The sequence below is a fragment of the Pseudomonas sp. 11/12A genome (assembly GCF_000800055.1).
In the GTDB taxonomy this organism is placed as follows: Bacteria; Pseudomonadota; Gammaproteobacteria; order Pseudomonadales; family Pseudomonadaceae; genus Aquipseudomonas; species Aquipseudomonas mohnii.
Window position 1 is genome coordinate 4,017,270 of sequence record NZ_JUGV01000001.1, and the last position, 23,847, is coordinate 4,041,116.

Sequence of the window (23,847 nt, forward strand, 5' to 3'; positions counted from 1 at the left end):
AGGTTGCTCATGGAAAACCGCGTTATCCGCATCGCCCTGATCGGCGACTATGACCCGCACGTCACCGCTCACCAGGCCATTCCCGTGGCCCTGGAGATGGCAGCCGAACACGGTGGCCAGAACGTGCATGGGCATTGGCTGGCGACTGACAGCCTCCACGCCGACACCCCGCTCGAGGGCTACGACGGTTTCTGGTGCGTGCCCGCGAGCCCCTACCGCAACATGGACGGCGCATTGCGGGCGATTCGTTTTGCCCGCGAACAAGGGCGGCCTTTCCTCGGCACCTGCGGCGGCTTTCAACACGCCGTGCTGGAATATGCGCGCAACGTGCTGGGCTGGACGGATGCCGAACATGGCGAGACATCGCCCAATGCTGCGCGGGTGTTGCTCACGCAGCTGGCCTGCTCGCTGGTGGAGGCCATCGACAGCATTCATTTGCGTGAAGGTTCGTTGATCGCCAAGGCGTACGAAACCGCTGAAATACGTGAAGGCTACCGCTGCAATTACGGTGTGAATCCTGAGTTCGAGCACGCCTTGCTCAGGCACGATCTCCAGGCCGTCGGACACGATTCGGCCCACGGCTTGCGAGCGCTGGAACTGCGAGGTCATCCGTTCTTTATCGCCACCCTGTTCCAACCCGAACGCGCCGCGCTCAAGGGCACCTTGCCGCCCCTGGTACGGGCATTCATCCAGGCCTCCACGGGGCAGCCCTCATGATCGCCAACACCCCGCCAGCCCCTTACTTCGCCGTGATCTTCACCTCGCTACGCACCGAGGGTGACCAGGGGTACGCCGAAGCGGCCAAACGCATGGTCGAGCTGGCCCGCCAACAGCCGGGGTTCCTCGGGGTGGAGTCGGCACGAGGCGATGACGGGCTGGGGATTACCGTGTCGTACTGGGCCAGTGAGGCGGCGATCCTGGCGTGGAAACAGCATCCTGAGCACAGCGCGATTCGCGAACGGGGGCGCTCGACCTGGTATACCCATTGCCATACGCGGGTATGCCGGGTTGAGCGCGCTTATGAGTTCGAACGGTAATTGATGCGGCGTTATTAAGGCAGACATCGCGAGCAAGCTCGCTCCGACAATGGATCGGTGGGAGCGAGCTTGCTCGCGATGGGGCCAGACGAGTCACCGCAATCACTCAACCCTGCACCCATTGCCTCACCGCCAGAATCTCCGGCACTTCCTGCCGCTGCATGTACACCCGCAACGGCTCGGTGATGTTGATCCGGTCATCGATGTTCTGATCCAGCAGCAATTGAATCAGCTCGCGCTTGAGGGTCATGGTCTGCTCGTGGCCGGGCGCCCAGACGAATTCGCTGGCGGGAATGATGCCGTCATCGGCCACGTCCATGCCGAAAGCGTCTTCACTGAAGCGCACGATGTAACGGCCGGTCTTGCGATTGAGCCCGACGAAACCTTTGAGTTGGTCGGCGGCCTGGCAGATGAGCTGGGAAGTGATGCGCATGAAAACCTCACAAAAGGTGATGGATGGTTGACACGCAAGGATGACGAGTGGATTTCCCTCTGCCGGGGAAATGGCCGGGGCCAAGGGTACTGCAAAAAACCGTTTTGAACAGATGGATGTCGGTCCGGCGATAGCGCTTGTCACGCTCAGTTGCTACAAGAGAGGGCTTCGACAACCATCGCGAAAGGATTTCGACCATGCCCGTCACCTTCAGCAAAAGCGCCTTGCTGCTGAGTCTGCTGCTCGGCCTCGGCCAGGCGCATGCCGCCAGCGAGCCAGCCCCGGTTGCATTGGCAGCCCGTCTGGGCATCCCGCACCCGGCGGTGATTGCCCATCGCGGCGCGTCCTTTGATGCCCCGGAATCGACTGCCGCCGCCTACAAGACCGCCCGCGATCTCGGCGCCGATTACCTGGAGCTGGACCTGCAACGCAGCAAGGATGGCGTGCTGTTCGCCCTGCACGACAATCATCTGCAACGCACCACCGACGTCGCCACCCGGTTCCCCGAGCGCAAGGACAGCCCGGCAACGGCATTCACCCTCGCCGAACTGAAAACCCTGGATGCCGGCAGCTGGTTCAACAGCGCCTACCCCGATCGCGCGCGGCCTGCCTTTGCCGGGCTGAAAATCCTCACCCTCGATGAAATCATCGACATCGCCGAAGGCAATCCGGTGCACAAACCCGGCCTGTACATCGAAACCAAGGAGCCCAGGCAGTTTCCCGGCATCGAACGCGAGCTGAAGGAAAAACTCCAGGCCCGTGGCTGGCTGATCCCGCCGGGGTCGACACCGACAAAAAACGAAGTGGCCGTCGGCCAGGGCACTGGCAAGGTGATCCTGCAAACCTTCGAGAAGAACAGCCTCGAGCTGCTGCAAAAGGAAATGCCGCAGGTGCCGAAAATCCTTCTGCTGTGGGTCGGCGAAGGCAACATCGAGCCGGCCTCCAACGTGCCGTTTGCCGCATCCGGCGAGAAAGACAAAGCGGCTTACTACGCCAGACAGCAACCCAAGGACAAAGCCGAATTCCAGCGCTGGATCGACTACGCCAAGGCCCAGGGCGCGATCGGCACCGGCCCGTCTACCGCGCTGACCCAGGGTGGTGAACAGAGTTACGCGGATTTGGTGAAGCCCTGGATGAACCAGTACACCCACGACCAGGGGCTATTGGTGCATGTCTACACCCTCGACGATGCGGTGGATTACCAGAAAGTCATGGACGCCGGCGTCGACGGCATCTTCACCAACCGTGCGAGCGAGTTGCTCAAATTCTACAAGCGCCCGGCGGCGGCGAGTGTGGAGCAGGTGTTGCGCAACAACGGTTTCTGAGCCGGGATCGACGCGTCCGCATCGCTGGCAAACCAGCGATGCTCGGGAATTAAGGCTGAATTAAGTTGCCACAATTAACCTGATCCCACTCAAACCGCTCACCCAAGGAAAGAAGCCCATGAAAACCCTGACCGCCCTGTTCACCGCCGCTGCCTTGACCCTGACCGCGGGTTTGGCCCAGGCCGATGTTCGAGTGGACGAGATCCCGCAACTGGTCAAGGACGGCAAGATCAAGCCGTTGGAAGAGCTGAACAAAATCGCTCTGGACCTGCACCCGGGTGCAACGATCACCAAAACCGAGCTGGATAACCATTTCAACGGTTTCGAGTATGAGATCGAACTGCGCGACAAGCAGAACGTCGAGTGGGATGTGGACATCGATGCCGCCACCGGCAAGGTCCTGAAGAACAAGCAAGACAAGTAACCGCGACGCGCACAAAAGCCGCACGACCTGACCATCGTGCGGCTTTTGTGCGTTTTCACGTCACGCCGATGTGCTGACCAGCGAACCGGATGTGCTGCCGCCCTCTTCCTGCAAGGCCTGCAACAGCGACGCGGTGGCGGTTTGCAATGAGGCAGAGGTCGTCGCTATCTGCGCTTGAGCCGCCGCCACATCAGCCGCCTTGGCATCGGCGCTTTCCTGCCTGGCCTGGGCCGCTTGCAGTTGCTGCTGTTGTTCCTGCAATTGCTTTTGCAGCTCGGCGATCTGCTTGCGCAGTGCTTTGACCGAGTCGGATTCTTCGCTGCTACTGGAACTGCTGCTACCCGATGCCGATGCGCCGCCAGCGGAAGCCTTGGTGTCATTGCTAGAAGCCGATGTCGAGGTCGCTGCGGTGGTGGACGTGTCTTCAGTGCTCGTGGCGCTGGTCGAAGCGGTCGCCGTGCTCGACAGTGGCTGGGCGATTGAAACGGAGGTGATGCTGACCATGGGCGTTATCCAAAGTAGTTCGAAGTCCCCTCCCTCATCGACACGCCGAGCCAGCACTTGAGATCGACTGTGTAGCGAGTCAGTAAGCAAACCGATACACAGCCGTTTTCATTACGCGCTCAGACGCGCCGTCACCTCGTTCAACTCCCCCGACAACCCGCGCAGGTTGTTGCTCGCCGCTTCGGTGCGTTGCACGTTGTCCAGGTTGGTGCTGGCGATGCTGGTGATCTCCGTCAGATTGCGCGAGATGTCTTCGGCGACGGACGTCTGCTCTTCGGCGGCGGTAGCGATCTGGCGGTTCATGTCGCGAATCGCTTCCACGGCCAGGGTGATGCGCTCGAGCATGGCGCCCGCCTCGGTGACTTGCCGGACGCTTTCCTCACTGCGCGACTGACCGCTTTCAATCGCCTGGGCCGCATCCACCGCACCGCTCTGCACGGTGTGTATGATCTGGTTGATTTCGATGATCGACGCCGCCGTACGCTGGGCCAGGCTGCGCACTTCATCAGCCACCACGGCAAAACCGCGACCGGCCTCTCCAGCGCGAGCGGCTTCAATCGCGGCGTTAAGCGCCAGCAGGTTGGTCTGTTCGGCGATGCCGCGAATCACTTCCAGTACCTTGCCGATGCGCCCGCTGTCGGTTTCCAGCTGACGAATGACCGTGGCGGTGTTGTCGATTTCGCCGCGCATCCGGGTAATGGTGTCAATGGTGCCCTGCATGACTTTCTCGCCCTGCTGCGCGGAATGGTCCGCATCGTCAGCGGCGCGTGCGGCATCAGCGGCATGGCGGGCGACTTCCTGTGCGGTGGCGGACATTTCGTTCATCGCCGTGGCCACCTGATCGGTGCGATTGAACTGCTCATGGGTGCCGCCGGCCATCACGGTCGCGATCGAATTCAGCTCGCCGCTGGCGCTTTCCAGATCCGAGGCACTGCGTTGCAAGCGGCTGAAGGTTTCGGCGAGGAAGTCGCGCAAGGTATTGGCCGCCATCGCCAGTTTGCCCAGTTCATCCTGACGGCCGCTGGCCACGCGCTCGGCGAATTTGCCGTGGCTGAGTTGCGCCACGTATTCGATCAGTTGGCGAATCGGCTCGACCAGGTTGCGGTTGATCAGCCACAGGCTCAACAGACCGATCAGCGCCCCCGACACCAGCATCACGATGATCCCCAGCAACACCGTGCGATGGGCACTGGCGCTGAGCTGTTTCGATTGGTCCACACCCTGCTGGCGCAACTCGCTGACCAAGGCGCTCATCTGATCGCTGGTCGCGCGGTCCACCCCCTTGACGGCAGTGTCACCGGCCGTGGGATCGGCACCCGCCGCGAGATAGGCATCGCGGCCCTTCTGATACGCGGCGCCCAGTTGGCGATGCTCGTCGCGCAGCCGTTCGATGCGCGATTTCAGTTGCGGCTCGATGCCCTGCTGCCCGGCCAGTTCGCCGAGGATGTCCTGCACATCGCGCTGACGCTCCTGGAACTGCTTCCAGTATTTGTCCAGGTCCGCCGGTTGCTTGCCGCGCAGCAGGACGTTTTTCCACTCCTGTACCTGCACCTTGAATTGCAGGTTGGCTTCATCGATCAGTTGCGACGTGTGCAACGGCCCCTCGATCAGGTTGGCGTAGCTCTGGACACCGCTGGACAAAAAGTGAAAGCAGGCCAGCGCGATCAGCAACATCGCAATCAGACTGCCGCTCAGCAGGGCGAGAATTTGCGCTCTCAGGGACTTTTGCAAAAACATCGGACAGTACTCATGACAGGAATGAAGCACGCCCGGTTCAGGCGTGAAAGGTCTCAGGACATCCTTGTCTGCGGCGTCGGCTTTTGGCCGAAGGCGCGCAACTTACCCCAAGCAAGATCGGCGTGCCAGAGCGGTTCTTTAGGGAAATCCGACCATCGGCCGAGCAATCGTTTGCGTTCACTTTGTCGTCACAAAAACGTCATCAGTGCTTGCGATGATGCGGCTCTAGTGAACCTGTAAAACCCGCAGCAGGCGCCTCACCTTGCGAGCACTCATGAACCACAGCATCGATCAAAGCCATCGCGATCCGGATCTGTTCGGCTTGCTTTACGGCTTCAGTTTTCGTCCTGGCGAGCGCGGTCGCGAGATCGATTCGGCCAGGGCGCTGCAGTGCCTTCAGCAACCGGACGACAGCGGTGAATTCCTCTGGCTGCATTTGAATCTTGCCCATGCCGCGTGCGAGCGCTGGATGAAAAGTCATCTGGAATTGCCTGACGAGTTTTTCGAGGCCTTGCACGAAGGCTCGCGTTCGACGCGTATCGAGCATGTCGACTCGGCATTGCTGGCGGTGGTCAACGACGTGGTGTTCAACCTCAGCAGCATGGTCTCGTCGGATGTTTCGACGCTGTGGGTCTGCGTGCGCAGTCGGCTGATCATCAGCGCACGCCTGCAACCGCTGCACTCGGTGGACAAGCTGCGCTCTTCGGTGAAGGCCGGCGAACGCTTTCGCTCGCCGCTGGAACTGCTGGTGCACCTGCTGCGCGATCAGGGTGAAGTGCTGACCCAGATCGTGCGCAAGACCAGCCAGAGCGTCGATCAGGTCGAAGACGAATTACTCTCCTCGCGCCTGTCGACCAACCGTGCCGAGCTGGGCGCCAACCGTCGGGTGCTGGTGCGCTTGCAGCGGCTGCTGGCGCTGGAACCGGGGTCGTTGCTGCGCCTGCTCAATCGCCCGCCGACGTGGCTGCAAAAGGAAGACGTGAAGGAGCTGCGCAAATCCACCGAGGAGTTCGCGTTGATCATCAACGACCTCACGGCGCTGGGTGAACGGATCAAGTTGTTGCAGGAAGAGATCGCCGCCAACATCAACGAACAGACCAACCGCACGCTGTTCACCCTGACGGTGGTGACGGTGCTGGCACTGCCCATCAATATCATTGCCGGCTTCTTCGGCATGAACGTTGGCGGCATTCCGCTGGCCGGTGATCCGGAAGGGTTCTGGATCCTGGTGGCGCTGGTCGCGACCTTCACAGTGATTGCCGGGCGCTGGGCGTTTCGCAAGCAGCGGGATTATTGACACGCCCTCATCAACTGACACAGGTTTTTTGTACCGCCCTCAGGATTGTCTGGGTTCCAGATAAACGGCCCACGAAACACCTAAACCCTGATCCAAAGCAGTCTCCCTGTAACAATTAGCAACGATTATCACTGATACACCTCCCTCCTCAGGAATGTCAGCGATGGCTACACCCACCTTCTCCGCCGCCCAGGCGCCCGTCAGTAGCGCAAAACCGCAATTGGATAAAAAACCTGGACTGTTCACCATCGTGGTGTTTTTTGCCGTACTGGCCATCGGCTTGCTGTTCACCGCCTACAGCCTGATGCACGACATGCACGAACTCGGCACGGTGGTCACCACCTGGACGCCGTTTCTGCTGCTGGGCGTCGCGCTGTTGATCGCTCTGGGCTTTGAATTCGTCAACGGCTTCCACGACACCGCCAACGCGGTGGCCACCGTGATTTACACCAACTCATTGCCGCCGAACGTCGCGGTGGTCTGGTCCGGTTTCTTCAACTTCCTCGGTGTGTTGCTGTCCAGCGGCGCCGTGGCCTTCGGCATCATCGCCCTGCTGCCGGTTGAGCTGATTCTGCAGGTCGGGTCGTCCGCTGGCTTTGCGATGATCTTCGCCCTGCTGATCGCGGCGATCCTGTGGAACCTCGGCACCTGGTGGCTGGGCCTGCCGGCGTCTTCATCGCACACCCTGATCGGCTCGATCATCGGCGTTGGCGTGGCCAACGCACTGATGCATGGCCGTGATGGCACCAGCGGCGTGGACTGGGCGCAAGCGACCAAGATCGGTTATGCACTGCTGCTGTCGCCGCTGGTCGGCTTCGGCTGCGCCGCATTGCTGCTGCTGGCCCTGCGCGCCTTTGTGAAAAACCGTGCGCTGTACAAAGAACCGAAAGGCGACACGCCGCCACCTTGGTGGATTCGCGGCCTGCTGATCGTGACCTGCACTGGCGTGTCGTTCGCCCACGGCTCCAACGACGGCCAGAAGGGCATGGGCCTGATCATGTTGATTCTGGTCGGTACGCTGCCGATGGCCTACGCCCTGAACCGCACCATGCCCGCCGACCAGGCCTTGCAATTTGCCGCGGTGGCCGAAGTCACCCAGCAAGCCCTGGTGAAAAGTGCCCCGCAACCCGCGCCGGCCGACCCGCGGGCGGTGCTGTCCGACTACGTGCGCAGCAAGGACGCCACACCGCAGCTGGTGCCGGCGCTCGCCGCGCTGACCGGTAGCATTGGCGCCGAGGTCAAGGGGTATGGTTCGCTGTCGAAAGTCCCCGCCGAAGCCGTGGGCAACGTGCGCAACGACATGTACCTGACCAGCGAAACCATTCGCCTGATGGACAAGAACAAGCTCGGCAACTTCGACGCCGATACCAGCGGCAAGCTGCAACTGTTCAAGCAGCAGATCGATAACTCGACGCGCTTCATCCCGCTATGGGTGAAGATCGCGGTGGCCATCGCCCTCGGCCTGGGCACCATGGTCGGCTGGAAACGGATCGTGGTGACGGTTGGCGAGAAGATCGGCAAGACCCACCTGACCTACGCCCAGGGCGCCTCGGCGGAAACCGTGGCCATGCTGACCATCGGCGCCGCCGACATGTTCGGTTTGCCGGTGTCGACCACGCATGTGCTGTCTTCCGGTGTGGCCGGGACCATGGTCGCCAATGGTGGCGGCCTGCAGATGAGGACCATCCGCAATCTGCTGATGGCCTGGGTACTGACCTTGCCGGCGGCCATTGTGCTGTCGGGCAGCCTGTACTGGTTGTTCACCCAACTGTTCTGATTCGATCGCTGTTTCAACCGTCCCGGCCCGATCCTGAGCCGGGATTTTTTTTGTCCGACGGCACGGCATTTGCTCGCAGCCTCAGGAGCTTACGCTTTATTGACGCACCACACGTCCAGCAGCCCTTCAGTTTGTTAGCGTGATGCCGACTCATAAAAGACTCGATGCATTCAGGAGTGAAATCGTGAATCTGTACATCAATCAGCTTCAACACAAAGCTGACTTCAAAGAAGCCATCTACGCCGGCGACATCTTCCTGAACACTCATCTGCGTGCCGCCAAGGATCTGTGCGCGTTCGCGCAGGAGAGCATCACCGCCGCCTTCGACGGCGAAACCCATCACCAGGCGCTGCACACGCTGATGCCGGTGGACGAATTCGTGGTTCTGGTGACGCGCCTCAAGGGCCAGTTCACCAATAGCCAACGCGTCAAGGAACTGATTCTGGCGTTTATCGACGAGATCGGCGTCGACCCGCGCGAATACATTTTCGACGTGCCGCGCATTCGCGTGGTGCCCAACTATGACTACCTGCACGCCGGGGTCAGCTACGCCTACAAGCCGCATCGCGACACGTGGTACGGCAGCGTCGATTGCCAGATCAACACCTGGATGCCGGTGCACACCATCAGCCCCGACCAGACCATGATGATCAACGCCGGCTACTTCGACGTACCGGTGAAGAACACCTCCAGCCAATGGAGCCTCAACGACTGGATCAACAATCAGCGCCACAAGGCCAAGGACAACCTCAAGGAGGAAGTCCGGGTGCACCCGGTGCCACTGGAAGCTATCGATAGCGCCTCTGAAGTGCGCATCGCCGGCAACACCGGGGAGATGCTGATCTTCTCCGGCTCGCACCTGCACGGCACCGTGGCCAACCACACCGATCAAACCCGCTTCAGCGTGGACTTCCGCCTGATGCATCTCGACGACCTCAAGCACCAGCGCGGCGCCATCAACGTCGACAGCGCGTGCCCGGATGTCGGCGCAGGCTTCAAAGACTATTTCCACGCCCACGACTTTTCGAATTTCCAAGGAATCGACCAATGACCAAGCGTCGCATCACGCCTGCCGAGGCCCAGTACAACGAAACCCGTGCCAACGTCCTCAAACGGGTCGATGCCGAATACGTCGCCGATGCACCGTTCGTTTTCGCCAACCGCATCGGCGTGACCGCTGCGCTGTCGCGCATGGAGCTGTTCAAGAAAGTGGCCGAAGTACCGGGCGCGATCATCGAGTGCGGCGTGTACAAGGGCAACTCGCTGATGCTCTACATGCACCTGTCGATGATCCTGGAACCCTACGCGATCAACCGCTCGATCATTGGCTTCGACACCTTCGAAGGCTTCCAGAGCATCGACAAGAACGAAGACCCGGCCGACGTCAACGAGACCATGTTCTCCGACACCGACCAGTCGCTGATCCAGGACATGATCGACGCCAACGACCTGCTGCGCCCGGTCAACCGCATCCCGCGCTGCGAACTGGTCAAGGGTGACATCGTCAAGACCGTGCCTGAGTGGGTCAAGACCCGTCCTGACCTGGTCGTGGCCATGCTGATTCTCGACACCGACCTGTACGAATCGACCAAAGTCGCGCTGGAAACCTTCCTGCCGTACATGCCTAAAGGCGCAATCGTGGTGCTCGACGAAGTCGCCTACCGCAACTTCCCGGGCGAAACCAAAGCCCTGCGTGAAGTGCTGGACCTGAACAAGATCGAACTCAAGCGTCTGCCGTTCGATTCCTGCGTAGGTTACTTCCACGTCTGATACCCGGACCGGGACCTGACACAAAACCTGTGGGAGCGAGCTGGCTCGCGAATGCGGTCTGACCTTCAACAATGATGTTGAATCGTTGACCGTTTCGCGAGCCAGCTCGCTCTCGTCGTTTATGCGCCGCAGCTTTCACGAATGACCATGCGCTCGCGCACCACGTCATACACCCAGTGGTACAGGTAGGTGTACGGCAGGAAAAACAGCAGCACCCCGATATCCAGCAAAAATGCCTGCCACAAGCTGATGTTCAGCCACCAGGCAATCAGCGGTACGCCGAGGGCCACCAGGCCGCCTTCGAACAACAGCGCATGCACCACCCGGACCCAGGCGTTGTGTGCAATGGCCAGGCGCTTGAGCATCCGATCGAAGAAACCGTTGAAGACCACGTTCCACGCCAGGGCCAGTGCGGCCATGACCAGGGTCACGACGCCCATGTCGAGCATCGGCTTGTCCATGATCCACGCCAGCAATGGGGTGCAGATCAGGATGGCCAGCAATTCGAAACCGATGGCCTGGAAAATACGCTCAGTAATGGATTTGTTGGCGCTCATGGCCAGACTCCTTGAGTGACGGTGGTTGCCATGATCCTTTCTCGCACCGATACTTCATAACCAATAACCATCGATCAAGGCGATAGTTCATGGCCTCCCAAGAAGTGTTGCAGGCCTTCGTCCAGGCCGCGACTCAGGGCTCGTTTTCCGCTGCGGCGCGTAAATTGGGTCGCAGTCAGTCGACCGTCAGCGCGGCGGTGGCCAGTCTGGAAATCGACCTCAACCTGACGCTGTTTGACCGCACCACCCGCAAACCCACGCTCACCCCGGCCGGGTACGTGATGTTGCAGCGCGCCGAGGACATTCTGGCCGCCACCAGTCGCCTGGAAATGGCGGCCAGCCAACTGTCCCAAGGGGTCGAGGCGAAATTGACCGTGGCGCTGTCCGACACCTACCAGTCCGACCGCTTCGAAGCGTCACTCAGTGCCTTCGAGCAGCGTTATCCCGACCTGGAACTCGAATGCCTGATCGCCGAATGCGATGACCTGGTGGCGCTGGTACAGAGCGGTCGGGCGCAGGTCGCCTTCGCCGAAATGCAGGACAGCTACCCACCGGACCTGGTCAGCTCGACGGTGGATGAACGCACGGACATCGCGCTGTTCGCGTCCCCTGAACATCCGCTGGCAGCGCTGCCATACATTGATCAGGACGTGCTACAGCAGCACCGTGAATTGCGCCTGGCAACCATCGTCAATCCCTATGAAAGCCGGGCCAAAGGGCGCGTCTGGTCGGCGCCGAGTTATTTGATGCTGCTGGAGATGGCCCAGGGCGGATTCGGCTGGGCGCCGTTGCCGCGCTGGCTGGTGGAGCGCTTCGGTCCGGGCACCTTGCAGGAGCTGCCGGTGCGTGGCTGGCCGAAGACGGTGTCGGTCGATGCCCTGTGGTCGCGGCTGCACCCACCGGGGCCGGCGGGTAGTTGGTTGCTGGGCAAGATGCTGGAGTGAGAGTCCTTCGGCGCTGCGCGGAAGCTGTAGGAGCGTGACTTGCCCGCGATGACGTCAATTCAGACACTCCATCACCTGAGCCTGATCACGCCACCTCGACCCGCATCGGCTGATTCATTTGAAAAAACTCATGCAACCCGCGCATCGCAGGTAACTCCAGCGCCTGGGCGGCGTAGCACAAACCCACCCGACGCGTCGGGGTCGGCAAGTGCATCGCACGAGTCGTCACCCGTGCCTGCCCGCTCACCAATGACTGCGGCAACAGCGCCACGCCAATGCCCGCAGCCACCATGTGCAGCGCCTGTTTCAACGAGCCGGCATGCCCCGCCACCGCGTCTGGCGAACGTCCGTACAGCGCCATCAAGCGTTGATGGGACGGGTGCTGTGGGCAGGTGATCCAGTCACTGATCGGCGTCCAGGCTTGCCCGCTTTGCGCGATGGCCATCGGATGTCCCACCGGCAGCGCCATCACATAGGATTCCTCCCACAGTGGCAGGAACAACTCGTCCTCGCAGCACATCTCCTCCACCGCCAGGCGCCCGTCGCCGCGGCAGCCTTCTTCGAGCGTCAGCAACAGGTTGGGCAGTGCCTGTCGGGCCATGCGCACGAACGCTTCGATGTGACTTTCGGCAATATCGCCTTCGATGCCCAAGGTCAGCGGCGTGCGGTTTTCCTGGCCGAGGAACAACCGGCTCAAGGCTTGCGCATCCGCCACCATCCGCAGGGCCTGCGGGTACAGGACCCGCGCCTCATCACTGACATCAACGCCACGGGGCTGACGCACGAACAGCCGGGCGCCCAACTCCTCTTCGAGCTGCTTGATGGTTACCGACAGGGTCGGCTGGCTGACGAACAACCGCTGGGCCGCGAGGGTGATGTTGCGCTCCTCGAACACCGCGACAAAGGCTGTGAGGTGGCGGATATCCATAGGCAGTTCCGATGACAGACAGAGAAATAAGGCATTTTTCAGCCACGGCAGCGATAAATATACTGCGCATCACGTTGAGTTATTTGTTTTTCTGATTTCAGGAGTCCAGCCATGGGTAAGCCATTGATCATCATCACCGGGGCCAGTTCAGGCATTGGCGAAGCCGCCGCTCGCTTGCTGAGTGCAGCCGGCCATCCGCTGTTACTGCTGGCTCGGCGGGTCGAACGCCTGCAAGCGCTCGATTTGCCGGACACCCTCAGCCGTCGCGTCGACATCACCGACCGCCCGACCCTGCTCGCCGCCGTGGCCGAAGCCGAAGCACAGTTCGGCCCGGCCGATGCGCTGATCAACAACGCCGGGGTAATGCTGCTGGGCGAGATGAGCAAACAGGACCCGGCACAGTGGGACCAGATGCTCGACGTCAATGTGAAAGGCCTGCTCAATGGCGTGCACGCGGTGGTGGCCGGGATGATCGAGCGCAAACACGGCACGATCATCAACGTCAGCTCGGTGGCCGGGCGCAAGACATTCCCCAACCACGTGGCCTACGTCGGGACCAAATTCGCGGTACATGGCCTGTCGGAAAACCTGCGGGAAGAACTGTCACCGCATAACGTGCGAGTCATCACCATCGCACCGGGCGCGGTAGAAACCGAACTGCTCGGCCACACCACCGATGAAGCGATCAAGACCGGTTACCAGGCCTGGAAACAGGACATGGGCGGTACCGTATTGAGCGCCGAAGATGTCGCATCAGCCATCGCGTTTGCGTACCAGCAACCGCAGAACGTGTGCATTCGCGAGATCGTGATGGCGGCGACACGTCAGCAAAGCTGAAGGTCGTGCGGGTTTGATTGTGCAGAGATGGCGTACATCTGTGGGTGATTGGTCGGCTGTCAGGCCGCCTTCGCTGCGATGCGGCGCCCCGACGAGCCAGCTCCCACAGGAGAACGGGTACACCTGCGGATGATTGATCGGCTGATCGGCCGCCATCGCTGGCAAGCCAGCTCCCACAGGAGAGCGGGTACACCTGCGGATGATTGATCGGCTGATCGGCCGCCTTCGCTGACAGGCCAGCTCCCCCAGGAGAGCGGGTACACCTGCGGATGATTGATCGGCTGATCGGCCGCCATCGCTGGCAGGCCAGTTCCCACAGGAGAACGGGTACACCTGCGGATGATTGATCGGCTGATCGCCCGCCATCGCTGGCAGGCCAGCTCCCACAGGAGAACGGGTACACCTGCGGATGATTGATCGGCTGATCGGCCGCCATCGCTGGCAGGCCAGTTCCCACAGGAGAACGGGTACACCTGCGGATGATTGACCGGCTGATCGGCCGCCTTCGCTGACAGGCCAGCTCCCACAGGAGAACGGGTACACCTGCGGATGATTGATCGGCTGATCGGCCGCCTTCGCTGGCAAGCCAGCTCCCACAGGACAGCGGGTACACCTGCGGATGATTGATCGGCTGATCGGCCGCCATCGCTGGCAGGCCAGCTCCCACAGGAGAACGGGTACACCTGCGGATGATTGATCGGCTGATCGGCCGCCATCGCTGGCAGGCCAGCTCCCACAGGAGATTGGGGCAGCTGCAGGTGATTGGTCGGCTGTCAGGCCGCCTTCGCTGGTAAGCCAGCTCCTACAGAAAAGCAAGCCCCACAACCCCGCTCTTCACCACTCATCAGGCCGAGCGTTAGCTCGCCTGCAGCGCTTGATCTTGATCCACCCGCCCCTTCGGAAGGCTGAGTGGAGGTGTTCATCCGGGGAGTGGCGCGCAGCGCCGTTCGACGCAGTCGAACACGCTGCATGTAGGTTGAAGCGAAGCCAACCGGAGGGCAGTGTCCCCGGATGGACACCGCAGCGAAGGAACCCCGAGCCCCAGCGAGGGGCCGGACGCTCGGGGCGAGCCTTTTTTTGCTTATCTTTTTTTTGGCGGAGGGGTCTGAAAAAAAAGTAAGTCGCCGTAAGGGCGAAACCATAGGCGGCCGTTACCGCAGCAACGGATATGTACACAATCAACCAGGAGCCCGGTCGGCCCAAAGGCCGCCGATACACCCCATATCACCTCAATGCCCTGAGCCGGCCCTCGATAAACCGCCGCTCCGGCTCCTGCCGGGTCAACTCCAGTGCCCGCTCATACGCCTGCCGCGCCTGCTCCACCCGCCCCAACTGCCGACAAAATTCCGCCCGCGCCGAATGGGCCAAGTGGTAATCCTGCAGCTCACCGCGATCCAGAATCGCCTCGACCAGCGCCAGTCCCGCCAGCGGCCCATCCCGCTTCGACAGCGCAGCGGCGCGGTTCAACTCGATCACCGGTGAAGGTACGGCGCGCAGCAACACGTCATACAGCCCGACAATCTGCGCCCAATCGGTCTGCTCCACCGACGGTGCTTCGGCATGCACCGCCGCAATCGCCGCTTGCAGGCAATAGGGGCCGAATCGCCGCGTGCCCAGCGCCCGCTCCACCAACGCACAGCCTTCGGCGATCATCTGGCGGTCCCACAACGTTCGGTCCTGCTCATCCAACAGGATCAGTTCGCCACTCGAAGACGTGCGCGCCGGACGCCGCGATTCGTGCAACAGCATCAGCGCCAGCAACCCCATCACCTCGGGCTCCGGCAACAGCTCCATGAGCAAACGACCGAGTCGAATGGCTTCACGGGTCAACTCTTCGCGGGTCACCAGCGCGCCGATGGACGCCGAATAACCTTCGTTGAACACCAGGTAAATCACCCGTAACACGCTGTCGAGGCGTTCGGGCAGTTCCGCCAGGGTCGGCACCTGATAAGGGATTTTCGCGTCACGGATTTTCGCCTTGGCGCGCACGATGCGCTGGGCGATGGTGGCCGGCGCCGAGAGGAAGGCCCGGGCGATTTCTTCCGTGGTCAGGTCGCAGACTTCCCGCAGGGTCAGCGGCACCTGGGTGTCCGCTGCCAGTGCCGGGTGACAGCAGGTGAAAATCAGCCGCAGGCGGTCGTCTTCCACGTCCTCGTCACTCCAGTCGGCCTGCTCCAGTGCTTCCAGTTGTGCGATCAACAACGGACGAGAGGCGGCGAAGCGGGCGCGCCGGCGCAACACATCAATGGCTTTGAAGCGTCCGGTGGACACCAGCCACGCCCGCGGCTTGTCCGGCACACCGTCCCGCTGCCAGCGCTCGACTGCAATGAAAAACGCCTCATGCAGGGCCTCTTCGGCGAGGTCGAAATCGCCGAGCAAGCGGATCAGTGTCGCCAGAATCCGTCGCGACTCTTCACGATAGACCTGCTCGACGCGCTCCTTGACCGGCAACGTCATTTCAAGGATTCAACTGACGAACGGGGCGCACTTCGACACAGCCGACCCGGGCCGCCGGAATGTCACCGGCGACCTGGATGGCTTCATTGAGGTCCTTGGCGTCGATCAGGTAGAAGCCGGCCAATTGCTCCTTGGTTTCGGCGAACGGGCCATCGGTGATCGACAGCTTGCCGTTGCGCATGCGCACGGTCGTGGCGGTCTGCACCGACTCCAGCGCCTCGGCGGCGACCATTCGGCCACTGCCCTGGATCGACTCGGCGTACGCCATGCACTCGGCGTCCTTCGGGCTTTCCGGCAACGAATGCAGCAGGTGCTCGTCGCTGTAGACCAGGCATAAATACTTCATGAGCTTCTCCAGGATCGAAGATCAACTATGGCCGTGAATGAGCCGTTTGGCGCAGCTTCCCGATCAACTGCCCGACGGTCAGGGCTCCAGGTTGAACAGGGCCGTGCCACTCATCATGTCGAACGGGGCCGACCAGTGTTCATGGACGATGCGCCATTGACCGGCCTCACGCCGATAGCAGGCCGTCACGCGCATCCAGCACGCCTGGGTTTCACCCTTGTCATTGGTGCCGCCGCAGTGGGCCAGCCAATGGGCAAAGGCGATGTGCTCATCGGCCACGATGTTGGTGTGGTCGAAATCAAAGGTGTGCGGGCCCTGGCACATTTCCATGCATTCCAGCCAGTGCGCACGGTAGGCGGCCTTGCCGCGAAACTGCAGCGCCTTGACCGCGTCGTAAGAGACGATGTCGTCGGCATACAGGGCCATGATTTTCTCGACATCCTTGGCGATGACCGCCTGACGGTAGTTGTCGATCAGGGTCTGGATTTCGTGTGTGGCATTCATGGTGGTTCTCCGTGGTTTTTGTTTTGAAGACACCCCTAGTCGTCTGGCGATCCATCCAATCGACAGTCGAAATAAAAATAATCCAGGAACGCAAACTCGCTAGAATCCGAGGCTCATTTCCAATGGAAAAAGGACACTCCAGTGACAGCCCGACTCGTGCCTTACGAAAGCCTGAATGCGTTGCAACGCCAGCAGGTCGAGGCCATCGAAGTACACCCGGAACAAATCAGGTTTTCCGGTGACATCCACGGTGCATTGCACACCCTGCTATCCAAACCCGGCCCCGGCGTCAAAGGATTTGCCCTGTTGGCCGACGCGATTCCCGTCGCCTTCCTGCTGCTCAAACGCCCACCGGTATTACCCGCCTGGGCCGATGAACACAGCGCCACCCTGCATGCCTTGCAAGTCGATCAGCGCGCCCAGGGCAAGGGGTATGGCAAGGCTTGCCTGCAAGACTTGCCTGAAGTGGCCCGCCAGGCCTGGCCGGAAATTCGCGGGCTGGAGTTGTCGGTGGATGCGGACAACGCCGCGGCCATTGCCCTGTATGCCAAATACGGTTTTGTCGACAGCGGCGAGGCGTACAAGGGGCGGATCGGCTATGAGCGGCGGATGGGATTGATGTTCTGATAGGCACATCCGCCCCCCTGTGCTCCGGGCGGCGTTCCGACGATGGTCGTTAACGATAACGCGTGTTTACCGAATAAACGCGGTGTTCTTAAGTCCATCGTCGGAACGCCGCCCGGAGCAAGCTCGCTCCTACAGGGGGATCTGCGTCGGGTTTAGAGACTGAGCACCATCTCATGCCACGCCATGCCGCCATGGTCCGACGCCGATGGCTTGACGTAGGCAAAGCCGAACCCGGCGTACAGCGGGATATGCCGCTCCTTGCACATCAGGTTGATGCTGGCCTTGCCCAGTGCGCGCATGCGCTCGATGAACTCGCCCATCAAACGCTTGGCCAGCCCCTGCCCCTGATAATCCGGATGCACCACCACCGACATGATCACCACATGGGGCCCGGCCGGGTCGTGGCCGATCAGCTCCTTGAACGCTTCGTCCGACATTTCCACTTCAAATGCCGCACCGGAATTGATGAAACCGGCGACCACGCCGCCCACTTCGGCAACGATGAAACCTTCGGGCCAAGTGGCGATGCGGGTGGCGATTTTTTCGCGGGTCGCGGCTTCGTCGCCCTCGTAGGCTACGGTTTCGATGGCGTAGCAACGGTCCAGGTCGGCGGGCAGGACGTTTCGGATGACAGGGTTTGTCGAGTTCATGGCAGAGCGCAGCAACCTTGGGGCAAGTGAGATGACGGAGTAACGCTCACCGATTCTAACAATACTTGCCTGCCGTCGAGCGTTCAGCGTAGTCACGCTGTACATCGACTTGCCGCACGAGCGACGAATCAAGCGGGACAGTGAGCGACACACCGCCAGACGCGGCAGGCATCGCCAGCCCTTCTTTACAGCCCCACCAAGCGATAACCCACCTGCAATTCGGTGATGAAATGCTGCGGCTGCGCCGCATCGGCCTCCAGCTTTTGCCGCAAGTGCGCCATGTGCACCCGTAGGTAGTGAGCACGATCGACGTAATCCAGGCCCCACACCTCGAGCAAGAGCTGGCGATGAGTCATGACCCGGCCTTGCCCGCGAACCAACGCACACAGCAGACGATACTCGATAGGCGTCAGATGGACTGATTGGCCCTCGCGCCGGACCTCGTGCGTGGCCAGGTCCACTTCGATCATGCCAAACGTCACCTTGCTGGTGACGGCGGCGGTCCCGCTCTGCACATGTCGGCGCAATTGCGCGCGGATTCGCGCAAGCAACTCAGGCACGCCGAAAGGCTTGACCAGATAGTCATCGGCGCCCGCATCCAGTGCCGCCACTTTTTCCTCTTCACGGTCACGGGCCGACAGCACCAGAATCGGCACTGTCATCCAGCCTCGCAGCTCGCTGATCAATTGTTTGCCGTCGCCGTCGGGCAAGCCCAGATCGACAATGACCAGGTCCGGTTGACGGCTGGCGGCGTGGATCAGGGCGCGTTTGACGTTGTCGGCCTCAAACACCTGAAAACCTTCGTCCTGCAGCGCGATACCGACGAAACGACGTATGTTGGCCTCATCCTCGACAATAAGGATCCGTGCACTGGTCATAGCGATTCCATGGAAGGCGGTTGACCCGCCGGTAGAGTGATCACAAAGCGGATCCCCGAAGTGGCCCGGGGTTGGGCCTCAATCGTTGCGCCATGAGCCTGGACAATCCGTTTTGCCAATGCCAGCCCAAGGCCGATGCCGGCAACGGCCGACTCCCGCTGCCCCCGGGTGAAGGGTTCGAACAAACTCTGAGGCGTGCTGCCCTGGGGGCAACCGGGCCCGGCATCGAGCACCTCCAGCACGATACTGTCCTCCACTTGCCGGGCGGTAACCTGCACCAGTGTTCCGGCCGGCGTGTACTTCGCGGCGTTGTCCAGCAGGTTGACCAGCACTCGTTCGATCATCAGTGCATCGACCTCCACCAACGGCAACTGCGGCGACAGCGCGGTACGCACTACGTGCCGCGCCAACGGTTCGCGCAGTTGGCGTAAAGCGCTGCCAACGATCTCCTCCAATGAGTGCCATTGCCGGTTCAGGCGCACGCCGCGCTCCTGCATCCGGGCCATGTCCAACAGGTTTTCGATCAACCGCTGCATGGAACTGGCCTGATCGTGGATACCGTCCAACAACTGCGCCAGCGGTCCTGACGGTGCATGGTGCACCGCCGCATCTGCCGCGCCAATAATGGTGGTCAGTGGTGTGCGCAGGTCATGAGAGATCGCAGCCAGCAGCGTATTGCGCATGCGCTCACCCTCCATCTGCACCAGAGTGCTCTGCGCCACTTCGACGAAATGCACCCGTTCCAGCGCGATAGCCAGTTGGCTCATGCATGCCTCAAGCAAACGTTGTTCTTCAGGCTCCTTCAACCGCTCGGGTTCAGCCAGCTCAAGCACCAATACACCGCGTACGCGCATGGGTGCCCTCAACGGCAAATAGTGGCCTTGAGCGGCTGCCAGCGTATCGGTGCCCTGGCCAGCGGGTTGGCCGTGGTCGTAAACCCATTGGGCGATGCTTTCATCGAGCGGGAATGCACCGGCGCCACTGGCATGGATACCGTCCATGGCGTCCGGCAGTGCCAGCCCGACCCGTGCTTCAAACACGCCGCTGAAGGTACGCAGCGCCACCTCTGTGATTTGCTCCACCGTCAGCGCCGCCGAGAGGTCGCGCGCCAGCCTCGCCAACGACGTCGCCCGGCGCTCACGGCCGGCGGCGGTATGAGCCTCGTGACGCAAGCGTGCCGTCAACTGACCGGTGATCAAAGCAATCCCCAGCATCAGGGCGAAGGTAAAGAAATATTGGGTATCGTTGACCGTAAACGACCAGCGTGGCTGGACGAAGAAGAAATCAAAACACAGCACCGCCAGCATCGCCGCCCAAACACCCGGACCGCGCCCATAGCGCAGGGCGACCAAGACCACCGTGAGCAAAAACAGCATGACCACGTTGGCCAGATCAAACACCTGCAACAGCAAGGCAGCCACCGCCGTGGCGATAAAACAGGCAAGACTGGCCCACAGGTATGCCGGAGCCCTGCTTGGCGGCAGCGCGGCATCCGTGTTCAGCGCCACCGCCCCCGCGACGGGCAGCGGGCCATGGGCGATGACGATCTGATCGATCTCGGGATGACGACGGCTGATACGGTCACTGATCGACTGATGCCAGAACTGCCAGACCTTGCGCGGGTAATGCCCGAGCACCAGGCGGTTGGCGTTATGTTCACGAGCAAACGCCACCAGGGTCTCGGCCACGTCCATGCCTGACGGCGTGGCCGTGTCAGCCCCGAATTCCGCGGCCAGCGCCAGGGTTTTCATCGCAGCGGCATAGCGGTTCGCCCCCGCTTCACGGCGCTGAGCCGAAGGCACATGGACGACGATCCAGTCCGCCTCAAGCTTTTGTGCCAGGCGCGCCGCTTCCCGCACCAGACGTTCATCCGAAGGGTACCCGGCCACGCCCACCAGTAAACGTTCGCGCGCGGGCCAAAGGGTGTTGATGGACCGCTCGCGGCGATAATCGCGCATCTGTGCATCGACGCGATCGGCAGTGCGCCGCAACGCCAGCTCTCGCAAGGCCAGCAAGTTGCCTTTGCGAAAGAAATGCCGGGACGCTCGCTCGGCCTGGGGTGGCAGGTAAACCTTGCCTTCCTTGAGACGACGTAACAGGTCATCGGGTGGCAAGTCGATCACCACCACTTCGTGGGCATCGTCGAACAGATGATCGGGCACGGTCTCGCGCACCCGGATACCGATGATCCCGCTGACGATATCGTTGAGACTTTCCAGGTGCTGGACATTGAGGGTGGTCCAGACGTCGATGCCTGCGCGCAGCAGTTCTTCGACATCCTGCCAGCGTTTGGGATGACGCGAACCGGGAACATTGCTGTGGGCCAGTTCATCCACCAGCAGCACCGCCGGACGTCGCGCCAGCGCGGCATCCAGATCGAATTCGCTGAGGGCACACTCGCGATGCATCACGTTGTAGCGCGGCAGCAGTTCCAGCCCCGTGAGCAGTTCAGCGGTTTCCCGGCGGCCATGGGTTTCGACCACGCCAGCCACCACGTCACGGCCCTGGGTCACTTCGCGCTGGGCGGCAATGAGCATGGCGCAGGTTTTACCCACCCCGGCATTGGAGCCGAAATAGATGCGCAATTTCCCGCGCAGGGCGGCCTGTTCGTCTTGTTGCAGCTTCTCCAGCAGCGCATCGGGATCAGGGCGGCCGTCCCGTGCAGCGGTGAACGTATCAGTTACGAGCATGGCAATCCTTTAGAACGGCACGGCGCCACACCGGGCGCCGTACAGTCAGTCCTTTCAAACCAGGCCAAGCCCGGCCAACAGCATGTCGATCACCTTGATCCCCGCGAATGGCACCAGTACGCCTCCCAGTCCATAGATCAGCAGGTTGCGATTGAGCAACGCCGCGGCGCCGATGGCTCGGTACGTCACCCCCCTGAGCGCCAGCGGGATCAGAAACACGATGATCAGGGCATTGAAGATCACCGCACTGAGAATCGCCGAGTTCGGGCTGCTCAGGTTCATCACGTTCAGGGCACCCAGTTGTGGATAGGTGGCGACGAATGCGGCCGGTACGATAGCAAAATACTTGGCCACATCGTTGGCCACGCTGAAGGTGGTCAACGCGCCGCGCGTCATGAGCATCTGTTTGCCGACCTCAACCACCTCGATCAGTTTGGTCGGGTTGCTGTCCAGATCGACCATGTTGCCCGCTTCCTTGGCGGCCTGCGTGCCACTGTTCATGGCCACCGCCACGTCCGCCTGGGCCAGTGCCGGCGCATCATTGGTGCCGTCTCCGGTCATCGCCACCAGCTTGCCCTGAGCCTGGTAGTCGCGAATCAGCTGCAGTTTGTCTTCCGGCCGGGCCTCGGCGAGAAAATCGTCAACCCCGGCTTCGACAGCAATCGCTGCCGCCGTCAGGCGGTTGTCGCCAGTGATCATGACCGTCTTGATGCCCATGCGTCGCAGTTCGGTAAAGCGCTCCTTGATGCCGCCCTTGACCACGTCCTTGAGCTCGACCACACCCAATGCCTGTGCTCCATCGCACACGACCAGCGGTGTACTGCCACGGCGCGAGACTTCATCGACCTTGCTCTGCAAGGACGACGGAAAGCTGCCGCCCAGCGCCTCGATGTGCTGGCGAATGGCATCTGCCGCGCCCTTGCGGATGCTCCGGCCACCGGCCAGATCGACGCCGCTCATGCGGGTTTGCGCGGTGAACTGCACGAAGCTCGCCTCCAGGGCATTGAGGTCCCGCGCCCGCAGATCGAACTTCTGCTTGGCGAGCACCACAATACTGCGTCCTTCCGGCGTTTCGTCGGCCAGCGAGGCCAACTGCGCGGCGTCCGCCAGTTCCGATTCCTTGACCCCGGGCGCCGGCAGGAAACTGCTGGCCTGGCGATTCCCCAAGGTAATGGTGCCGGTCTTGTCCAGCAGCAGGACGTCAACATCACCCGCCGCTTCTACGGCGCGCCCGGAGGTGGCAATGACGTTGGCCGACATCATCCGGCTCATGCCCGCCACACCAATCGCCGACAGCAGGCCACCAATGGTCGTCGGGATCAGGCAGACCAACAGCGCCACCAGTACCGTTGCGCTGACCACATCGCCACCGCTCATGCCCACCGCGAACAACGAGTACGGGCCCAGGGTCACGATCACCAGCAAAAACAGAAAGGTCAGGCCGACCAGCAGAATGGTCAGCGCCACTTCGTTGGGCGTCTTCTGGCGTTTCGCGGATTCGACCATGGTAATCATGCGATCCAGAAAGGACTCGCCGGGATTGACACTGATACGCACCACCAGCCAGTCCGAAAGCACTTTTGTGCCGCCGGTGACCGATGAAAAGTCACCGCCCGCCTCACGTATCACCGGTGCCGACTCCCCGGTAATTGCGCTTTCATCCACCGACGCCACGCCTTCGATCACCACCCCATCGAGGGGCACCAGATCGCCGGCCTCAATCAACACCACGGCGTCCTTGAGCAGTTCGCTGGAAGGCACCGGCCTCCAGGTGGAACCGTGCCTGGGTTGCTGCATCAGCTTGGCCAGGGTCTGGCGCTTCATCCCGCGCAGGCTGGCCGCCTGGGCCCGACTGCGCCCCTCGGCAAGGGCTTCGGCGAAGTTGGCAAACAACACGGTGAACCACAGCCACAAGGTGATGCAGAGAATGAAACCACTGGGGGCTTCTCCCTTGCCGACCAGCGACTGCACCCACAACAACGTGGTGAGGATGCTGCCCAGGTACACCACAAACATCACCGGGTTCTTCCACTGCGCCTGGGGCATCAATTTCCTGAAAGCATCCAGGCACGCCGTGAGCAACAACCCACGGTCAAACAAAGGCAAACGAGCTTGCTTACTCATG

At 61.5% G+C, this 23,847-nt stretch carries 23 protein-coding genes; 11 read left to right on the top strand and 12 right to left on the bottom strand.

Annotated elements, in window-relative coordinates; genetic code table 11:
• Positions 1-9: 9 nt before the first annotated feature.
• Together GQ39_RS18450 and GQ39_RS18455 are read left to right on the top strand one after the other, a co-directional pair.
• The gene (locus GQ39_RS18450) at positions 10-717 is read left to right on the top strand and encodes a CTP synthase C-terminal region-related (seleno)protein (RefSeq protein WP_047532398.1); all 708 of its coding nucleotides are present in this window, start codon (positions 10-12) and stop codon (positions 715-717) included.
• Entirely contained in the window at positions 714-1,037 is a 324-nt protein-coding gene (locus tag GQ39_RS18455) for an antibiotic biosynthesis monooxygenase family protein (RefSeq protein WP_047532399.1), read from the top strand. The genes GQ39_RS18450 and GQ39_RS18455 overlap by 4 nt, the downstream gene beginning before the upstream one ends.
• Before the next feature lie 106 nt (positions 1,038-1,143).
• Here GQ39_RS18455 and GQ39_RS18460 read toward each other — a convergent pair whose 3' ends face one another.
• On the bottom strand, positions 1,144-1,470 hold the full coding sequence (locus GQ39_RS18460; RefSeq protein ID WP_047532400.1) for a DUF2025 family protein: 327 nt from the start codon (positions 1,468-1,470) through the stop codon (positions 1,144-1,146).
• Positions 1,471-1,667: 197 nt separating this feature from the next.
• Here GQ39_RS18460 and GQ39_RS18465 point away from each other — a divergent pair, with 197 nt between their 5' ends.
• Both GQ39_RS18465 and GQ39_RS18470 read left to right on the top strand, forming a co-directional pair.
• On the top strand, positions 1,668-2,795 hold the full coding sequence (locus GQ39_RS18465) for a glycerophosphodiester phosphodiesterase (protein ID WP_047532401.1): 1,128 nt from the start codon (positions 1,668-1,670) through the stop codon (positions 2,793-2,795).
• Positions 2,796-2,913: 118 nt separating this feature from the next.
• The gene (locus tag GQ39_RS18470) at positions 2,914-3,219 is read left to right on the top strand and encodes a PepSY domain-containing protein (protein WP_047532402.1); all 306 of its coding nucleotides are present in this window, start codon (positions 2,914-2,916) and stop codon (positions 3,217-3,219) included.
• Positions 3,220-3,279: 60 nt separating this feature from the next.
• Here GQ39_RS18470 and GQ39_RS18475 read toward each other — a convergent pair whose 3' ends face one another.
• Positions 3,280-3,723 carry a hypothetical protein gene (locus GQ39_RS18475; protein ID WP_047532403.1) on the bottom strand — a complete coding sequence of 148 codons (444 nt, stop codon included), beginning with the start codon at positions 3,721-3,723 and terminating at the stop codon, positions 3,280-3,282.
• 111 nt (positions 3,724-3,834) lie between these two features.
• Positions 3,835-5,460, bottom strand: coding sequence for a methyl-accepting chemotaxis protein (locus GQ39_RS18480; protein WP_047532404.1), 1,626 nt, complete (start codon positions 5,458-5,460; stop codon positions 3,835-3,837).
• Positions 5,461-5,734: 274 nt separating this feature from the next.
• Between GQ39_RS18480 and GQ39_RS18485 the strand changes: the two genes are divergently transcribed.
• The 4 genes from GQ39_RS18485 to GQ39_RS18500 all read left to right on the top strand — a co-directional run bounded on the left by GQ39_RS18485 (position 5,735) and on the right by GQ39_RS18500 (position 10,304).
• Positions 5,735-6,757 carry a transporter gene (locus GQ39_RS18485; protein WP_047532405.1) on the top strand — a complete coding sequence of 341 codons (1,023 nt, stop codon included), beginning with the start codon at positions 5,735-5,737 and terminating at the stop codon, positions 6,755-6,757.
• Between the two features lie 163 nt (positions 6,758-6,920).
• On the top strand, positions 6,921-8,534 hold the full coding sequence (locus GQ39_RS18490; protein ID WP_047532406.1) for an inorganic phosphate transporter: 1,614 nt from the start codon (positions 6,921-6,923) through the stop codon (positions 8,532-8,534).
• Between the two features lie 184 nt (positions 8,535-8,718).
• On the top strand, positions 8,719-9,585 hold the full coding sequence (locus GQ39_RS18495) for a hypothetical protein (protein ID WP_047532407.1): 867 nt from the start codon (positions 8,719-8,721) through the stop codon (positions 9,583-9,585).
• A complete protein-coding gene (locus tag GQ39_RS18500) occupies positions 9,582-10,304 on the top strand; it encodes a TylF/MycF/NovP-related O-methyltransferase (RefSeq protein ID WP_047532408.1) in 723 nt (240 codons plus the stop codon). The genes GQ39_RS18495 and GQ39_RS18500 overlap by 4 nt, the downstream gene beginning before the upstream one ends.
• A gap of 119 nt (positions 10,305-10,423) precedes the next feature.
• Here GQ39_RS18500 and GQ39_RS18505 read toward each other — a convergent pair whose 3' ends face one another.
• Complete coding sequence (locus tag GQ39_RS18505) at positions 10,424-10,861, bottom strand: multidrug/biocide efflux PACE transporter (protein ID WP_047532409.1); 438 nt, start codon at positions 10,859-10,861, stop codon at positions 10,424-10,426.
• Between the two features lie 89 nt (positions 10,862-10,950).
• On the opposite strand from GQ39_RS18505, the gene GQ39_RS18510 reads away from it, so the two are divergent.
• Positions 10,951-11,805, top strand: a complete 855-nt coding sequence (locus GQ39_RS18510) for a LysR family transcriptional regulator (protein ID WP_047532410.1) — start codon at positions 10,951-10,953, stop codon at positions 11,803-11,805.
• An 85-nt stretch (positions 11,806-11,890) separates the two neighbouring features.
• Here GQ39_RS18510 and GQ39_RS18515 read toward each other — a convergent pair whose 3' ends face one another.
• Positions 11,891-12,733 carry a LysR family transcriptional regulator gene (locus tag GQ39_RS18515; protein WP_047532411.1) on the bottom strand — a complete coding sequence of 281 codons (843 nt, stop codon included), beginning with the start codon at positions 12,731-12,733 and terminating at the stop codon, positions 11,891-11,893.
• Positions 12,734-12,844: 111 nt separating this feature from the next.
• On the opposite strand from GQ39_RS18515, the gene GQ39_RS18520 reads away from it, so the two are divergent.
• On the top strand, positions 12,845-13,570 hold the full coding sequence (locus tag GQ39_RS18520; protein WP_047532412.1) for an SDR family oxidoreductase: 726 nt from the start codon (positions 12,845-12,847) through the stop codon (positions 13,568-13,570).
• Positions 13,571-14,794: 1,224 nt separating this feature from the next.
• Here the strand turns inward: GQ39_RS18520 and GQ39_RS31005 are convergent.
• The 3 genes from GQ39_RS31005 to GQ39_RS18535 all read right to left on the bottom strand — a co-directional run bounded on the left by GQ39_RS31005 (position 14,795) and on the right by GQ39_RS18535 (position 16,877).
• Entirely contained in the window at positions 14,795-16,027 is a 1,233-nt protein-coding gene (locus tag GQ39_RS31005) for an RNA polymerase sigma factor (RefSeq protein WP_152614008.1), read from the bottom strand.
• Position 16,028: 1 nt separating this feature from the next.
• Positions 16,029-16,373, bottom strand: a complete 345-nt coding sequence (locus GQ39_RS18530; RefSeq protein WP_047532413.1) for a YciI family protein — start codon at positions 16,371-16,373, stop codon at positions 16,029-16,031.
• 78 nt (positions 16,374-16,451) lie between these two features.
• The gene (locus GQ39_RS18535) at positions 16,452-16,877 is read right to left on the bottom strand and encodes a YybH family protein (RefSeq protein WP_047532414.1); all 426 of its coding nucleotides are present in this window, start codon (positions 16,875-16,877) and stop codon (positions 16,452-16,454) included.
• A 141-nt stretch (positions 16,878-17,018) separates the two neighbouring features.
• Here GQ39_RS18535 and GQ39_RS18540 point away from each other — a divergent pair, with 141 nt between their 5' ends.
• The gene (locus GQ39_RS18540; RefSeq protein ID WP_047532415.1) at positions 17,019-17,504 is read left to right on the top strand and encodes a GNAT family N-acetyltransferase; all 486 of its coding nucleotides are present in this window, start codon (positions 17,019-17,021) and stop codon (positions 17,502-17,504) included.
• Positions 17,505-17,656: 152 nt separating this feature from the next.
• Here GQ39_RS18540 and GQ39_RS18545 read toward each other — a convergent pair whose 3' ends face one another.
• The 4 genes from GQ39_RS18545 to kdpB form a co-directional block, all read right to left on the bottom strand.
• Complete coding sequence (locus GQ39_RS18545) at positions 17,657-18,154, bottom strand: GNAT family N-acetyltransferase (protein ID WP_047532416.1); 498 nt, start codon at positions 18,152-18,154, stop codon at positions 17,657-17,659.
• Positions 18,155-18,339: 185 nt separating this feature from the next.
• A complete protein-coding gene (locus tag GQ39_RS18550; RefSeq protein ID WP_047532417.1) occupies positions 18,340-19,032 on the bottom strand; it encodes a response regulator in 693 nt (230 codons plus the stop codon).
• On the bottom strand, positions 19,029-21,722 hold the full coding sequence (locus GQ39_RS18555; RefSeq protein WP_047532418.1) for a sensor histidine kinase: 2,694 nt from the start codon (positions 21,720-21,722) through the stop codon (positions 19,029-19,031). Before GQ39_RS18555 ends, GQ39_RS18550 begins: the two co-directional genes overlap by 4 nt.
• 54 nt (positions 21,723-21,776) lie before the next feature.
• Positions 21,777-23,846: a potassium-transporting ATPase subunit KdpB gene (kdpB, locus tag GQ39_RS18560; protein ID WP_047532419.1), complete on the bottom strand. Its 2,070-nt coding sequence runs from the start codon at positions 23,844-23,846 to the stop codon at positions 21,777-21,779.
• Between the last annotated feature and the right edge of the window lies 1 nt (position 23,847).

Coding starts and splice junctions, on each gene's coding strand:
- GQ39_RS18450 (WP_047532398.1), top strand. CDS start 10: ATGGAAAACCGCGTTATCCGCATCGCCCTGATCGGCGACTATGACCCG.
- GQ39_RS18455 (WP_047532399.1), top strand. CDS start 714: ATGATCGCCAACACCCCGCCAGCCCCTTACTTCGCCGTGATCTTCACC.
- GQ39_RS18460 (WP_047532400.1), bottom strand. CDS start 1,470: ATGCGCATCACTTCCCAGCTCATCTGCCAGGCCGCCGACCAACTCAAA.
- GQ39_RS18465 (WP_047532401.1), top strand. CDS start 1,668: ATGCCCGTCACCTTCAGCAAAAGCGCCTTGCTGCTGAGTCTGCTGCTC.
- GQ39_RS18470 (WP_047532402.1), top strand. CDS start 2,914: ATGAAAACCCTGACCGCCCTGTTCACCGCCGCTGCCTTGACCCTGACC.
- GQ39_RS18475 (WP_047532403.1), bottom strand. CDS start 3,723: ATGGTCAGCATCACCTCCGTTTCAATCGCCCAGCCACTGTCGAGCACG.
- GQ39_RS18480 (WP_047532404.1), bottom strand. CDS start 5,460: ATGTTTTTGCAAAAGTCCCTGAGAGCGCAAATTCTCGCCCTGCTGAGC.
- GQ39_RS18485 (WP_047532405.1), top strand. CDS start 5,735: ATGAACCACAGCATCGATCAAAGCCATCGCGATCCGGATCTGTTCGGC.
- GQ39_RS18490 (WP_047532406.1), top strand. CDS start 6,921: ATGGCTACACCCACCTTCTCCGCCGCCCAGGCGCCCGTCAGTAGCGCA.
- GQ39_RS18500 (WP_047532408.1), top strand. CDS start 9,582: ATGACCAAGCGTCGCATCACGCCTGCCGAGGCCCAGTACAACGAAACC.
- GQ39_RS18505 (WP_047532409.1), bottom strand. CDS start 10,861: ATGAGCGCCAACAAATCCATTACTGAGCGTATTTTCCAGGCCATCGGT.
- GQ39_RS18510 (WP_047532410.1), top strand. CDS start 10,951: ATGGCCTCCCAAGAAGTGTTGCAGGCCTTCGTCCAGGCCGCGACTCAG.
- GQ39_RS18515 (WP_047532411.1), bottom strand. CDS start 12,733: ATGGATATCCGCCACCTCACAGCCTTTGTCGCGGTGTTCGAGGAGCGC.
- GQ39_RS18520 (WP_047532412.1), top strand. CDS start 12,845: ATGGGTAAGCCATTGATCATCATCACCGGGGCCAGTTCAGGCATTGGC.
- GQ39_RS31005 (WP_152614008.1), bottom strand. CDS start 16,027: ATGACGTTGCCGGTCAAGGAGCGCGTCGAGCAGGTCTATCGTGAAGAG.
- GQ39_RS18530 (WP_047532413.1), bottom strand. CDS start 16,373: ATGAAGTATTTATGCCTGGTCTACAGCGACGAGCACCTGCTGCATTCG.
- GQ39_RS18535 (WP_047532414.1), bottom strand. CDS start 16,877: ATGAATGCCACACACGAAATCCAGACCCTGATCGACAACTACCGTCAG.
- GQ39_RS18545 (WP_047532416.1), bottom strand. CDS start 18,154: ATGAACTCGACAAACCCTGTCATCCGAAACGTCCTGCCCGCCGACCTG.
- GQ39_RS18550 (WP_047532417.1), bottom strand. CDS start 19,032: ATGACCAGTGCACGGATCCTTATTGTCGAGGATGAGGCCAACATACGT.
- GQ39_RS18555 (WP_047532418.1), bottom strand. CDS start 21,722: ATGCTCGTAACTGATACGTTCACCGCTGCACGGGACGGCCGCCCTGAT.
- kdpB (WP_047532419.1), bottom strand. CDS start 23,846: ATGAGTAAGCAAGCTCGTTTGCCTTTGTTTGACCGTGGGTTGTTGCTC.